Annotated in this window: 14 protein-coding genes; 8 read left to right on the top strand and 6 right to left on the bottom strand. The window is 68.2% G+C overall.

Annotated features, from left to right (window positions below; genetic code table 11):
- Positions 1-14: 14 nt before the first annotated feature.
- From QLQ12_RS26025 to QLQ12_RS26015, 3 genes are all read left to right on the top strand, one after another.
- Positions 15-863, top strand: coding sequence for an EamA family transporter (locus QLQ12_RS26025; RefSeq protein WP_282763092.1), 849 nt, complete (start codon positions 15-17; stop codon positions 861-863).
- A 298-nt stretch (positions 864-1,161) separates the two neighbouring features.
- Positions 1,162-2,178 carry a GNAT family N-acetyltransferase gene (locus QLQ12_RS26020; RefSeq protein ID WP_282763091.1) on the top strand — a complete coding sequence of 339 codons (1,017 nt, stop codon included), beginning with the start codon at positions 1,162-1,164 and terminating at the stop codon, positions 2,176-2,178.
- Positions 2,175-2,948 carry an aminotransferase class IV gene (locus QLQ12_RS26015; protein ID WP_282763090.1) on the top strand — a complete coding sequence of 258 codons (774 nt, stop codon included), beginning with the start codon at positions 2,175-2,177 and terminating at the stop codon, positions 2,946-2,948. Before QLQ12_RS26020 ends, QLQ12_RS26015 begins: the two co-directional genes overlap by 4 nt.
- 55 nt (positions 2,949-3,003) lie before the next feature.
- Here QLQ12_RS26015 and QLQ12_RS26010 read toward each other — a convergent pair whose 3' ends face one another.
- The 3 genes from QLQ12_RS26010 to QLQ12_RS26000 all read right to left on the bottom strand — a co-directional run bounded on the left by QLQ12_RS26010 (position 3,004) and on the right by QLQ12_RS26000 (position 6,296).
- Positions 3,004-3,840 carry an SMP-30/gluconolactonase/LRE family protein gene (locus QLQ12_RS26010; protein WP_282763089.1) on the bottom strand — a complete coding sequence of 279 codons (837 nt, stop codon included), beginning with the start codon at positions 3,838-3,840 and terminating at the stop codon, positions 3,004-3,006.
- 67 nt (positions 3,841-3,907) lie between these two features.
- Complete coding sequence (manD, locus tag QLQ12_RS26005) at positions 3,908-5,116, bottom strand: D-mannonate dehydratase ManD (RefSeq protein ID WP_282763088.1); 1,209 nt, start codon at positions 5,114-5,116, stop codon at positions 3,908-3,910.
- A gap of 199 nt (positions 5,117-5,315) precedes the next feature.
- Entirely contained in the window at positions 5,316-6,296 is a 981-nt protein-coding gene (locus QLQ12_RS26000; RefSeq protein WP_282763087.1) for a 2-dehydropantoate 2-reductase, read from the bottom strand.
- A gap of 177 nt (positions 6,297-6,473) precedes the next feature.
- On the opposite strand from QLQ12_RS26000, the gene QLQ12_RS25995 reads away from it, so the two are divergent.
- Positions 6,474-7,079 carry a TetR/AcrR family transcriptional regulator gene (locus tag QLQ12_RS25995; protein ID WP_282763086.1) on the top strand — a complete coding sequence of 202 codons (606 nt, stop codon included), beginning with the start codon at positions 6,474-6,476 and terminating at the stop codon, positions 7,077-7,079.
- Positions 7,080-7,389: 310 nt separating this feature from the next.
- Here the strand turns inward: QLQ12_RS25995 and QLQ12_RS25990 are convergent, their stop codons facing one another.
- A complete protein-coding gene (locus QLQ12_RS25990) occupies positions 7,390-7,857 on the bottom strand; it encodes a MarR family winged helix-turn-helix transcriptional regulator (RefSeq protein WP_282763085.1) in 468 nt (155 codons plus the stop codon).
- Positions 7,858-7,986: 129 nt separating this feature from the next.
- On the opposite strand from QLQ12_RS25990, the gene wrbA reads away from it, so the two are divergent.
- The 3 genes from wrbA to QLQ12_RS25975 all read left to right on the top strand — a co-directional run bounded on the left by wrbA (position 7,987) and on the right by QLQ12_RS25975 (position 10,642).
- Positions 7,987-8,625 carry an NAD(P)H:quinone oxidoreductase gene (wrbA, locus tag QLQ12_RS25985; protein WP_282763084.1) on the top strand — a complete coding sequence of 213 codons (639 nt, stop codon included), beginning with the start codon at positions 7,987-7,989 and terminating at the stop codon, positions 8,623-8,625.
- Positions 8,626-8,655: 30 nt separating this feature from the next.
- The gene (locus QLQ12_RS25980) at positions 8,656-9,840 is read left to right on the top strand and encodes a serine hydrolase domain-containing protein (protein ID WP_282763083.1); all 1,185 of its coding nucleotides are present in this window, start codon (positions 8,656-8,658) and stop codon (positions 9,838-9,840) included.
- A 526-nt stretch (positions 9,841-10,366) separates the two neighbouring features.
- Complete coding sequence (locus QLQ12_RS25975; RefSeq protein WP_282763082.1) at positions 10,367-10,642, top strand: hypothetical protein; 276 nt, start codon at positions 10,367-10,369, stop codon at positions 10,640-10,642.
- Between the two features lie 37 nt (positions 10,643-10,679).
- On the opposite strand, the gene QLQ12_RS25970 is transcribed toward QLQ12_RS25975, so the two are convergent.
- Entirely contained in the window at positions 10,680-11,126 is a 447-nt protein-coding gene (locus QLQ12_RS25970) for a hypothetical protein (protein WP_282763081.1), read from the bottom strand.
- Positions 11,127-11,390: 264 nt separating this feature from the next.
- On the opposite strand from QLQ12_RS25970, the gene QLQ12_RS25965 reads away from it, so the two are divergent.
- The gene (locus QLQ12_RS25965; protein WP_282763080.1) at positions 11,391-11,975 is read left to right on the top strand and encodes a hypothetical protein; all 585 of its coding nucleotides are present in this window, start codon (positions 11,391-11,393) and stop codon (positions 11,973-11,975) included.
- Positions 11,976-12,097: 122 nt separating this feature from the next.
- On the opposite strand, the gene QLQ12_RS25960 is transcribed toward QLQ12_RS25965, so the two are convergent.
- Positions 12,098-13,165, bottom strand: coding sequence for a DUF6461 domain-containing protein (locus QLQ12_RS25960; RefSeq protein ID WP_282763079.1), 1,068 nt, complete (start codon positions 13,163-13,165; stop codon positions 12,098-12,100).
- Between the last annotated feature and the right edge of the window lie 310 nt (positions 13,166-13,475).

The raw sequence follows: 13,475 nt of genomic DNA, 5'->3' as shown, positions 1-13,475 counted from the left end.
GTCTACTACTGCGCATGACCATGCTCGCCACACCGCCCCGGACCGCCGCCCGCACCGGAACGGGTTTCGCGCTCGCCTCGATGGCCTGCGTGCAACTGGGTCTCGCCGTCTCCGTCGGCCTGGCCGCCGAGATCGGCGCGCTCGGTACCGCCGGACTGCGGCTGGCGTGGGCCGGCGTACTCCTGCTGATGCTGGTCCGGCCCCGGCTGTCCGGCATCAGCCGGGCCGGGCTGACCTCCTCGGTCGCGCTCGGCGTGGTCACCGCGGGAGTGACGGTGCTGTTCATGCTGGCGGTCGAACGGCTGCCGCTCGGCACCGCGAGCGCGCTGGAGTTCCTCGGACCTCTCGGGGTGGCCGTGGCCCGCGGCCGGCGCCCGCTCTGGCCGTTGCTCGCCGGCGCCGGGGTGCTGCTGCTGACCTCGCCCTGGCAGGGTTCCGTCGATCCGCTCGGCGTGCTGTTCGCGCTCGGCGCGGCGGCGTGCTGGGCCGCGTACATCCTGCTCACCCAGCGCGTCGGGGACGAGGTGTCCGGGCTTCGTGGCCTGGCGATCTCGATGCCGGTGGCCGGAGTCGCCGCCACGCTGATCGCCGCGCCGTCGCTGGCCGGTCACCTCACGGCCGACATCCTGGTGTCGGGGCTGTTCCTCGCGGTCCTGCTGCCCGTAGTGCCGTTCATCCTGGAGTTCTTCGCCCTGCGGCGTCTCACCACCGCAGCCTTCGGGACGTTGATGAGCCTGGAGCCCGCGATCGCGGTGGTGGTCGGTTTCGTTCTGCTGCACCAGGCGCCCGGATGGGCCGCCGTCGCCGGCATCGCCCTGGTCGTCACCGCCGGGATCGGCGCCGAACGCTCCGGCGGCCGCTGAAGCCGCATGGGTCCGGCCGATCGCCGACACGGAAGACTGGGCCGCAGAGGTGAACCGGATCCGGGCGTTCCCGCGCAGCGGCTGGTGGACGGTTCCATGCCTGCCCGGGATCTCAGCGGTAAATGGGTTGCGGGCCGGCGGGCCGTCTGTTGGACTCTCCGTCCAAGATCGAGAACAGGAAGGAGGGCTGAGCGATGTACCGCACACACACCGCGCTCGCCTCCTCCCGGGCGAACGGCTGACCACAGCCGGCAGCATGCCCGGAGCGGAGTGAGGGCGCCTCTTCATGGAGTACGCCTTGACATCGTTGACCATCCGTCCCGCCGTCCTGCCCGACGAACTGGACGACTTCAACTCCTACCCGTACGTCCTCAATCAGGAGATCGCCGGTGACCTGGCCGCCGGGCGCCGCCGCCCCGAGTGGTTGTGGCTCGCCCTGCGCGGCGGCCGGGTGACCGCCCGCGCCGGCTGGTGGTCGCGCCCCGGCGGCGAACACCCCCTCGTCATGGACATCTTCGACGTCGCCGACGGCTATCTCGACGACGGGCTGCGCCTGCTGGAAGCGGCGCTGCCCACCCCGGCTCCGGAGTTCACCCGTTTCGTCGCGCCGGACTGGCGCCGATCCGCCGCCGACACCTGGATGGACGTGCTCGAACAGGCCGGCGCGAAACTGTTCGTCGAGCGTCTGCGCCTGCAGTGGCACCCTGGCACCCCGATCCCGGCCCCGGCCGGGCGGCTGTCCTTCCGGGCGCCCCGTGAGGCCGGCGAGCTGATCGACCTGATGACGCTCGTGCTGGACGGGTCGCTCGACGCCCACAGCCGCGACGAGCTGACCCGGATGACACCGCGCGAGTGCGCCGAGGAGCAGTACCGCACCGAACTGGAGATGTACCCCAGCCCGCGGGACTGGTGGCGGATCGCGACGCTGCCGGACGGTGATCCGGTCGGGTTCGTCATCCCCGCCCACAACGGGTACAACCCGATCATCGCCTACATCGGGGTGGCGCCGGCCCACCGCGGCCACGGCTACATCGACGACCTGCTGGCCGAGGGCACCCGCCTGCTCGCCGACCAGGGTGTGCCCCGGATCCGGGCGGCCACCGACGTCGGCAACCGGCCGATGGCGGCCGCGTTCGCCCGCGCCGGGTACGACACCTTCCAACGCCTGACCGACAGGGCCGGCCACGACTCACCGGCCCGCCGGCGGCGGGCCCCGCCCGCGCCCGGCCGTGTCAGCCGGGTGTGGGAGTGCGCGCGTCACCGTCGATCCCGCTCGCCCCGTCCCCGCGCCGGACCGGTAGACATGACCGAGTGACTCATGTCGAGATCAACGGTGCCCCACCATCCGTGGAGGCACTGCACCGGGCCGCGGTCGGCAACCACGGCCACTACACCTCCATGCAGGTGCGTGATCGGGCCGTGGCCGGCCTGGACCTGCACCTGGAGCGGCTCCGTGCGGCCTCCGGGGAGGTCTTCCCGGACAGCCCCGCGCCCTCCGACGACACGATCATCGAGCTGATCGGTCACGCCCTGCGCGACGATCGGGACGCCTCCGTCCGCGTCACCGTGCTGTCCGGCATGGACGTCATGGTGTCGGTCGCCGGACCGGTCCGGGACGACCGGAAACCGCCGCTGCGAGTGCGCACCGTCCACTACGAACGCGAGGTGCCGCACCTCAAGCACCGCGCCACGTTCGGCCTCACCCACCATCATCTGAAGGCGCGGCGGGCCGGCTTCGACGATGTCCTCTTCACCGGGCGCGACGGGACCGTCCTCGAGGGCTCCGTCTGGAACGTGGTGTTCTGGAACGGCGAACAGGTCGTCTGGCCCGAGGCGCCGATGCTGGCCGGCATCACCATGCGGGTTCTGCGCCGCGCCCTGCACGAACTCGGCGTCCCCGACACGACCGCCCGGCTCACGGTCGCCGACCTGCCCGGCCTGGCGGGCGCCGCCGCGACCAACTCGCACTGCCCCGACCAGCCGATCGCCGCCGTCGACGACGTGCCGTTCCCCGGCAACGAGCCACTGACGGCTCTGCTCCGGCGAGCCTGGCTCTCGATCTCCTGGCAGCCTCTCGACCGGTGAGTGCCGGTGAGTGCCGGTGAGTGCCGGTGAGTCCCGGCCCGCCGGCGGTCGCGGGTCAGGGGCGTCCGGCTCCCGGCGCGGGGGCCGGGACCGTCACGACCTGGCCGGTGGGCCCGGCCGGTTCGCCGTCGCCGTAGTTCTGGCCGACGATGAACAGGCACGGGTCGGGACCCCGGCTGAGAGCGCACGCGAACGCGCCGCGATCGGTGCGGACGGTCGACAGCACCTCGCCGCCCTCCCGGACGCGGACGCAGTGCTGGTTGGCGACGTCGGCGTACCAGATCGCCCCGTCGGCGTCGGCGCAGATGCCGTCGGGGTGGTCGCCGGGCGTCTCCGCCCAGGTCCGCCGGTCGCTGAGACGGCCGTCGGGGCCGATCCGGAAGGCGGTCAGGCGCTGCGCGTAGGACTCGGCGACGATCAGCGAGGTCCCGTCCGGGGTGATCACCATGCCGTTGGGGAAGGCGAGGCCGTCCGCCGCCCGGACCACCTTTCCCTGCGGTGTGACCAGGGCGAGGAAGCCCGGTGCGAACTCTCCGCCGGGAAAGTCGAAGCCGATGTTCCCGACGTAGGCGCTGCCGTCGCCGCCGATCACGATGTCGTTCCACGGTGTGGCGCCGGCCGCGGCGAGATCCGCGTACTCGGTCAGCGATCCGTCCGGCTCACGGCGCACGAGCCGGCGCCGGGCGGAGTCGACGATGATCAGGCGGCCGTCCGGCAGGAAGTCGATGCACATCGGGAACGAGGCGACGGTCGCCGTCACCTCATGGCGGCCGTCCGGGCCGACGGCGATGACCTGGCCGGCGCCCCAGTCGGAGAACCATAGCCGCCCCTCGTGCCAGCGCGGCGACTCGCCGAACCGGATGCCGTCCATCAGAACCTCGGGTACGCCCATCGGTGTCTTCCTCTCCAGAGCCGGACTGTGAAGGTAGACCGGCTCCGGAGAGGAAACTCATCGCCGGTCACCAGCTGTGCATGGTTCCGTCCTCCAGGCGGTTGACCGGCAGGGAGGCGGGGCGGTACGGGTACCGCGCGGCCAGTTCCTCGTCGATGTCGACGCCGAGCCCCGGTTCCTCGGACGGGTGCAGGTATCCGTCGGCGAAGTGGTAGCCGTGTGGGAAGACGGCGTCGGTGGCCGGGGTGTGGCGCATGTACTCCTGCAGGCCGAAGTTGGGAATGGCCAGGTCGACGTGCAGGGCGGCGGCCATGCAGACGGGCGACAGGTCGGTGGCGCCGTGCGAGCCGCTGCGGACGTGGTAGAGCGCGGCCAGGTCGAAGATGCGCCGCAGGTGGGTGATGCCCCCGGCGTGCACGACCGTGGTGCGGATGTAGTCGATGAGCTGCTCGGTGATCAGTTGCTGGCAGTCCCAGATCGTGTTGAAGACCTCGCCGACGGCGATCGGCGTGGTGGTGTGCTGCCGGATGAGGCGGAACCCCTCCTGGAGTTCGGCGGGCACGGGATCCTCGATCCACGTCAGGTTGTAGGGTTCCAGGCTCTTGCCGAGCCGGGCCGCCTCGATCGGGGTCAGCCGGTGATGCACGTCGTGCAGCAGGCGGAGCGTCGGCCCGAACTCGGACCGCACTCGTGCGAACACCCGTGGGACATGGTCCAGGTAGTGGGCGGTGGACCAGACGTTCGAACTCGGCAGCGCGGCGTCCGCCGGCTCGTAGAACATCTGGTCCTTGCCGACGCCGTAGGTGCTCTCCAGCCCGGGAATGCCGGTCTGCACCCGGACCGCCTGGTACCCCAGGTCGACGTAGGCCGCGACCTCCGACAACACGGAATCGACGTCCGGCGCGTTCGCGTGGCCGTAGACGGTCACCCCGGACCGTGACCGGCCCCCGAGGAGCTGGTAGACCGGCAACCCGGCGACCTTGCCCTTGATGTCCCACAGGGCGGTGTCGACCGCCGCGATGGCCGACATGGTCACCGGGCCGCGCCGCCAGTAGGCGCCTTTGTAGAGGTACTGCCAGGTGTCCTCGATCCGCGAGGCGTCCCGCCCGATCAGCACCGGCACGACATGGTCACGCAGGTAGGACGCGACGGCCAGTTCGCGCCCGTTGAGTGTGGCGTCACCGACCCCGGTGATCCCGGAGGAGGTCACGATCTTCAGGGTGACGAAGTTGCGGTCCGGGCAGGTCACGATCACCCGGGCGTCGACGATCTTCACTCCGGCCCCCTCAACGTTCGATGATGATCGATCGGTGGGGCCAGTCTGGAATCGCTTCCGGAGGATTGTCAATGCCGGTTCCGCGAGCTGACCCCCGGCTGCGGTGACCGGGACCGCCCGCACCGGCGAGACCGGTCAGGTCATCACCGGCGCGGTCACCGCGACCGTGTCGATCAGGCCGCGGTGACCGGCGCGCGGGTCACTTGTGGTTGACGCCGTGCATCAGGGCGAGAATGGCCCGGTTCAGCGGCACCGGAACGCCGTGCTGCTCGCCGAGCCGGACCACCGCGCCGGTGATCAGCTCGTGTTCGGTGGCACGGCCGGCCTCCCGGTCGTACAGCATCGAGGTGCCGTCGTCGGCGGCGAAGCCGTCGTAGATCTCCAGGGTGTGCTCGACGTCGGCCTCCGAGAGGCGGGCGCCGGCCGCCCGGCCGACGGCGATCGCCTCGTCGAGCAGGGCGCGGGTCAGCTCGCGGACCGCCGGCTCGTGCTGGATCACCGACATCCGCTTCATGGTCAGGGAGGTGACCGGGTTGGCGCCGACGTTGGTGAGCAGCTTGCGCCAGGCCGCCGTCGGGAAGTCGGCCACCCGCTCCACGTGCAGCCACGAGCCGTCCAGCAGTGCCGCGAACCGTTCGGCGGGGTCGGTCGCCGCCGGGTTGGCCCGGCCGGTGACGCGGGGAGCGGCCTCGGCGAACGTCGACCGGGTGGCGGCGGCGTCGGCGGTGCCCGGCGCGCCCGGCACGGTGATCCGCGCGCCCATCCGGTGCAGCACGTGCCCGGAGCCGAGCGACTCCGCCGCGACGTAGACCAGCGCCGGCAGCACCCGCGTCCCGCGTGGCGCCAGCGGCTCGATGCGCTCGGCGTGGTCGACACCGTTCTGCAGCACGACGAGTGTCGTGTTCGGGCCGATCAGCGGTCCGAACCAGGCCGCCGCGCCCGCCGCGTCCTGCGCCTTGGTCGCCAGCAGCACCCAGTCGACCTCGGTCGCCTCGGTCGGGTCGACCAGCACCGGCACGTCGATCTCGCGCACGCTGTCGGCCCGCTCGACGACCAGGCGATCGATTCGCCGTCGCGCGCAGACCACCACGTCGTGCCCGGCGTCCACTGCCGCCGCCGCGACCACCGTGCCGACTGCACCGGCCCCGATCACCGCGACGCGGGTTCGTCTTGTGGACATGGACCTGCCTCCCGAAGTAACTGAGAATGTTTTCTCACTTCTCAGTCTGCGGGAGATCCTTTTCGCCTCTGTTACAACGGCCGAAAACTCCGGTGATCCGCCACACAGGCGCCGCCCCGTTCCTTTCCCGGTGTGCTCGAACGTCCGGGTTCCGCGGGCACCCCTAGGATTTCGGGTATGTCAGCCGCGCAGACCCGGGAGGACCGCCAGCCCCGGCGCGGAGACGCACGGCTGCGGAGGGCGGCGCTGCTCGCCGCGGTGGGGGAGTTGCTGGCCGAGCGGGGCACCGGTTTCTCGCTGGCCGAGGCCGCCGGGCTGGCCGGGGTGTCGACGGCTACCGCGTACCGGAACTTCGCCGACACCGACAGCGCGATCGACGCCTTCTTCGCCGACCTGATCGCCGACCTGCTGGCCGCCTTCGACCGCCTGCCGGCCCCGGAGGATCCGGTCGCGGCGATCCGCGCGGTCTGCCAGGAGTGGGTCACCCAGGCATCCCGGTGGGGCGCGGCAGCTGTGCACGTACGCTCCCCGCGCGGCGTCCTGGCCCGCCGCGGAGCCGCCGACCCCGTCGTGGGAGGCCTTTACGACCGCCTCGACGGTCTGGTCGAGGCCGCGATCACCGGCGGCCGAGTGCCGCCGCAGGACGTCCGGTTCGCCGTCCTGATGTGGGTGACCATCTTCGACGAGCGCGTGGTCGTCGACCTCACCCACACCCTCGCCTGGTCGGCGGATCAGGCCGCGGAGCATCTGACCGAGGCGTTCCTGCGGGTCCTGCACGTCTGAGGCGTGCTTCACCAGGGATGGCTGGGCCGCGACGTGCGGCCGGACGGCACATGGATCTCGCCTCGCTCTGCGCTTGTTGAAAAAGCGCGCCTCAGCTTGGCGTTCAACCCTGCGGCTCCGCCCGGTAGAAGAATCCAGCGTGTTCTCCAGGGTGCTGGTGCCAGAGCCGAACTCGTCGCGTCACTGGTGTCGACGACGTTGCGTGACTCCCAGTGATCCGGGCGCGGCTGGGGCGGTACTCCCCGGCCGCGCGTTGCATGCGGCCAAATGAGTGCGGCTGCCTGTGCTCTCGTCCGATTGCGAGGAAAGCTCACGCCTGGTCGCGCCAGGCGCGTTGCTGTCTAACGACGTGCGTAAACAGTCTTTTGAACGCGGCGTACGCTTCGACGCCGATAGCGTCGGCGTGATGTTGTTCCACGGCGGCGAGGATCGCGTCGGAGCGGGTCATCTGGTCCAGGCCCAGCGCGGTGGGCAGGATGAGTTTGGCCCGCCTGTCTGCGGGGTCGGGGCGGCGTTCGACGTAGCCGAGGGTCTCGAGTTCGTCGAGCAGTTTGCCGACGACCTGCTTGTGCAGGCCGCTGTGCCGGGCGATGTCGGTCGCGCGACTGCCTTCCGGGTCGAGGTAGGCCAGGACCGCCCCGTGCTGAGGGCGAAGGTGCGAGTGGCCCTGGTGGGCGAGCGTTTCGAACAGCTGCTCCTGAACGGCGAACAGCAGCTGTCCGGCGAGCACGCCGAGATCCGGGTCGCCTTGTTTGCGTTCGCTGCGCCGCACCACCATCTCCGTTGGTCCCTGAAGGTGATAGTCACCTCTGTTGACTGTATTTGGTGATGACTATACCGTTCCTGGCACCGGCCGATCAAGGAATCCGGCCGGCACCGTCGTCCCAGCCAGGGGAGCAGTGTGTCCATGAACCGCAGCGTCAAAGTCGCGATCGTTTACTACTCGGCCACCGGCCACATCGCTCACATCGCGCAGGAGATGGCCGGCGCAGCCGAGAAGGCAGGGGCCGAGGTGCGGCTCCGTCAGGTAGCCGAACTCGCGTCGCCGTCCGTCATCGCGGGCAACCCGGCGTGGGCCGCCAACGTCGCCGCTACTGCCGAGATCCCTGTCGCCACCGTGGAAGATCTGATCTGGGCTGACGCGGTCATCCTCGGCTCACCCACCCGATTCGGGAACATCTCCTCGCAACTCAAGCAGTTCCTGGACACCCTCGGCGCCGTATGGCAGCAGGGCCTGCTCGCCGACAAGGTCTACAGCGGGTTCACCTCCACCGGCACCCTGCACGGTGGTCACGAGTCCACACTGCTCGCGCTGACCACCACGTTCCATCATTTCGGCGGGATCGTGGTGGCCCCGGGCTACACCCACCCGGCCAAGTTCGCCGACGGCAATCCGTACGGCACGTCGCACCACGACGCCGGCGGGACCGCCCCGGTCGATGAAGTCACCCGAGCGGCCGCCCGCGTCCAGGTAAACCGGGTAGTGCGTTTCGCCCGTGCGGTCAGCATGGCGCGGCCGGACGACGCGGCACCGGTTGCCGCCTAACCTCCGCCCGGCGAACCTGGAGGGATCGTCATGTCTGACAGAAGCCTTGTACACGGCACGATCGCGGCCGGCTTCGAATCGGTCCGCGACGAGTTCACCGCCGTCGTCACTCAGCAGAATGAGCCGGGCGCGCAGCTAGCGGCCTACCTCAACGGGACGCTGGTAGTCGATCTATGGGCCGGCAGCGAGATGCAGGGCGACTCCTTGTTGGCTCTCTACTCCTCCGGCAAGGGCGCCGCCTACCTGGTCACGGCGCTGCTGACTCAGGACGGCGTGCTCGACCTCGATCGACCGGTCGCGCATCTGTGGCCGGAGTTCGCCGCTCACGGCAAGGACCGCATCACCCTGCGAGACCTGCTCGCGCACCGGGCCGGCTTGGTCGGCGTTGACGGCGGCTTCAGCACCGAGGAACTCGCCGACGACCACCTGATCGCGCAACGCCTCGCCGGCCAGCGCCCGTTCTGGCCACCGGGCACCGCGTACGGCTACCACGCCTTCGTCGTCGGTGCCCTGGTCAACGAGGTGGTCCGCCGTACCACCGGGCAGAGCATCCAGCAGATGTACTCCGATCGCATCCGTGACCCGTACGAACTCGACTTCTACCTCGGGCTCCCGCAAGCGCTCGAATGCCGCTACCTCCCCGTCCAGCCGCTCGCACCCGAGCAGCTCGCCCGAGCCGAAGCCGACCTACCGGACGGGAACAGCCTCACCGGCATCGCCTTCAATCTCAACGCCAGCTCACCCACCGACCTGGTCGCCTATGCCAACACTCGCACCGTGCGGGCATTCGGGCCGACCTCGTCGGGCAGTATCGGCAACGCCCGCGGCCTGGCAAAGATGTACGCCGCGACGATCAGCCCGGTCGACAACCGAGAGCCCCTGTTACGCCCGGGCACCCTTGCCGAGTTCACCAGACGCCACGCCACCGGGATCGATCTCGTCACCGGCGAACGCGACCACTTCCTCCTCGGCTTCGAAGCCCAACACAGCCGGTACCCATTCCTCAGCGCCGGCGCCTTCGGCCACAGCGGCGCCGTCGGCGCCCAATCCTTCGCCGATCCCCGCAGCGGCATCGCCTACAGCTACACCCGACGTCGCTTCGCCTACCGCGGAGGCGGCGGAGCCGCCGAGAACTACCGGCTCGCCACGGCCGTACTCGCCGCTGCCACCGCCAATTCCAGCCCACCGAGCACAAACATGCGGGCAAGACGATAGAAAGACGCCGACCGCGATCGCCGCAAAAAGCAAATGTCCCACGGTTCATACGCGACATCGCCCCCAGCGAAGCAAGCCGACGAAGTCAGATCCGGAAAACGACGGCTCCACGGCGCGCTCAACTCGGCATGACAAGATGCCGGTCCGTCACCACCGGCCACCGGTCTGACGGCGGCGGCCGGCCTGAACGCGGACAGGGCATAGTGTTCAACTCCAGCGGTGGCACGCTCGGACACAACCGGTCTCTATGCTGTCGGCTCGATGATGTTGCTGGCAGGTCTGGGCACTGCGGCCCGCGATGGTTTCCGGAGCCGTGATCGGCATCCGCGGCCGGCGCGGGCACACACCTTCGGACCGGTGAGGCCGACGCCTCGAACGCCGCGATCGCGCCCGATCAGCGGCAGAAGAGGACGTCCGTCGGAACGACGGGCACCCCTCATCGGTTGGTCGCAGCTCCCGCAATGATGGGTGGGTTCACTGTTGGCTGGCCAATTGCCCTACACCTGCTGGACGGAGCTCTCGCAAAATGGAACCCTACATCATCTATCCAGTCGACATGGACGACTACGCCTGGTGGGAAACCGAGCAGAAAGGCTGGATCGAGGTCACCGTCCGCTGGGCCTCCGGTCAGCGAGCGGTCAGCTTCTACGATGCAACGAGGCTGTTACAGAGCGTAGATGATGGTCTTGCGCATCGCGGCTACTTCACTGAGCGGCTCGTGGTGGTGCCCAAGGTGACCAAGGAGGCACTGGAATCCGTCGTGGCGACCATGGCTGAGCATGACTTCATCGAGATGCCTTGACGCCGAGTGCGTTGACGATCGCCCTACCCGCGGCAGATCAGGACGTTGGACCCTGGAAGTCGATGCTGCTGATGAGGCTGGACGTCGTCCAACCAGAAGTACGATCCAGCCGACCGAGGACCTCGATACCGAACGGACCGAGATCGTTGGTGCTGTCACGAGCTTCGAAGCCCTCCGCGGAAAGGATCTCCTTCATGACGCGAAGCATGCCTTCAAGAACAATCATGAGATGAATGAAGGCCGGCGTGTCCACGCCTGCCTTCATGGCAGCCTCCGTCAGTTCGTGGTGGGGGTGCCAATCAATGCGCACTGGCGCATGGCAGTCCGCGAGTTTGTCGGCTCGGACCTCCGCACCCCCATGGATGAGCTGAGGGCTCATGTGGGGAGACACGACGGGAAGCCCGGCTGCCGCAAGCGCGTCTCGAACGGACATTGCCAGAAGTTCCCGACTGGCCATCACTTCGTGTGCCGCAAACTCGATCATGGTCAGGTTCTACCAGGTCGTACTCGACTACCTGCCAAATTCGCTACGCGGAGTCAAAGCTACGTCATCCAAGGACGCGCCGGCGACCTACATCGTTAGGGGAGGCATCGAAGACGATGTTCCGACGACTCCGGCGCCCGGTAGGAATCGGCGGGTCCGGCTACTTGGTTGCCGCTCAGCCTCGTAGAACGGCTTGGGGTCAGAGCGCGATGTCAGCGGCAGGTAAGTGCACTGCGCCGTAGCCTCCGGTGCGATGATCCCGGGGTGGCTGAGACCGGAGCGGATACGCCTCCACCGCGACACCGTCAGGTAGGACTGCAGTTCCACGCCTGCGGACCAGAAGCGATCAACATGGTCGCCAGTTGGGCGAAAGAGCACGACCTAGCAGCCGCGCTGGGTCGGCTGTTCCCCGACGAGCAAGTTGCCGTCCGCGACGGCGACTTCACCGCCGCGTTGGCAATTATTCCGCTTCCTGACTTCGTCATGCTCAGCCGACGACCCCTACACCTCGGCAACGATCTCCGCTTTCGCGAACTGGCCGAAGCTAACACAGGTGCGTTGATCCTCAATCTGGGTAGACATACCGCCGAGGGCATACGCGAGTCTGCCTTGGGCGCCATAACCTACGACTCCGCCGATCTCGAACTCTGGAGGCGACTGATCGCCAGAGCTCGACGCTCAATGCGCAGCGGCGCCATCATCACCAACCAGGTGACCGGGGCGTCAGCGGAGACACGAAGTCACCGATACACCGACGAGGCACTTCAGCTGCAATCCACTGGCGTGACGATGTTGGCTACTGCCGGCTGGAACACCTACCAACTCTCGCCAGACCTCAACCCCGCTTGAGAGGACGGTCAGACCTCTGCTGCAGAAGGCGCAGGTAGTCCATCGTGGGTCGCAGCAGACCAAACCTTGATCTGCTTCGTCTAAGTGCCGCAATCGATGCTTGCCTGGCCCGAAGAACCTGCTTAGCCGCGGAGGGCCTCGATTGCCTGCCTTTGGAGGTGGTGGTCGCTTAGTCCCGGGATACCCGAGGTGAGTGGTTTTACTGCGGCGAGTGCTGCGAATCTCGAATCAGGGTTGAGTACGCCTCGCAATGCGCCAGTAAACCAGCCCAGAGCGTTGGCATGCCGTTGTTGCTCAGGGTCAATATTTCTCGCGTTTCGGCTGGTGGCGAGCCAGATCCGGACGTGCTGTCCGAGTGGTGAGTCACTGCGGATCGGTAGAAATTCGCCGTCTGAGGCGGCGCGTAGTACGTCGTTGAGGCCTGGGGTGTCTATAACGCCCAGGGCAATGGCTTGCCGGCGCACTTCGGCAAGGGCAAGTTTGCGCTGTGCACGGGAGTCGGCTGCCTCGACGGCGGCAACGAGCGGAGCTGCGTGCGGGTTAAGGGTGAAACGCCCAGCGGTCAGCATGTCTTCGGGATGATTCGGCACAGCGAACCAAGGTTCCAGTTCGGCGTGCAGCCTTGGCCGGCTGAGCGGCTCGGAAGGTAGGGTCACGCCCGTTATCTGTTGTGCCAGCACCAGGGCTCTGGCCACGCTAGTTGACCAAACCTCTTCGCCGTCCTCCTCGGTGGGCGGGTGGAAGCCGATCTGTCGCATCATCGGCCACAGGCGATGGGAGTCGGTGCCGTGCATCGAAGACAGATCCGGGTAGCCCGGTTCGAAACCGGTGACCAGGTCACCATCCACAGCATAGGCAAATGCCGCATGAGCGTAGTCGTGGCGGAGCACGGAGATGGCTTCGACGCCTGTTGAGGCCGCTTTCAGTAGGACGTGATCGGCCCCACAAAAACCCTCCGGCTCGATGACCAGCGACCACGGGCCAAGGCCGACCGAAAATCCAATCTGAATGTCGTCGCCGCTGTCCTGCAACCTTTCCATCAATAGGTCAGGGGCTTGCTCGCTGATCGTGTCTGGATAGCCGCCGAGCCGACGCAGGGCTTCGGCTTCGTCCACACCCTTGATAAAGGTAAGACAGACGATCTCGCCCAGGTCGTCCAGAAGGTGTTTGGCCTTCATCAGGTCGTCCACCCTACGAACGGTAGAGCGAGTGGCACGCCTTCGCTTGAAATCGGGCTCTTGGAACGGAGCCACGCCCAACTCGCCTGGATCCGCCGATGCGCAAACGCACTCTCATCGGCAGTTCAGCACGTCTGACAGCCAGCAGACCGGTCACCGAGCGTCACGGCCCGGCGAGTCGCCTGCGCACGCTCGGCGGCTACTTGTTTCATTGATCTACGACCGCAGCCCGGCCAGGCTTGGTCGAGGTGACCGGTGGGATCGCTCGCTCGCGGCTGTCCACCGCAGGTTCGGTGTGACTCACTCATGGCATGCGCCTGCC

The sequence above is a fragment of the Actinoplanes sandaracinus genome, assembly GCF_030009775.1.
Lineage (GTDB): Bacteria > Actinomycetota > Actinomycetes > Mycobacteriales > Micromonosporaceae > Actinoplanes > Actinoplanes sandaracinus.
This window is presented reverse-complemented; position numbering and strand designations above follow the sequence as displayed.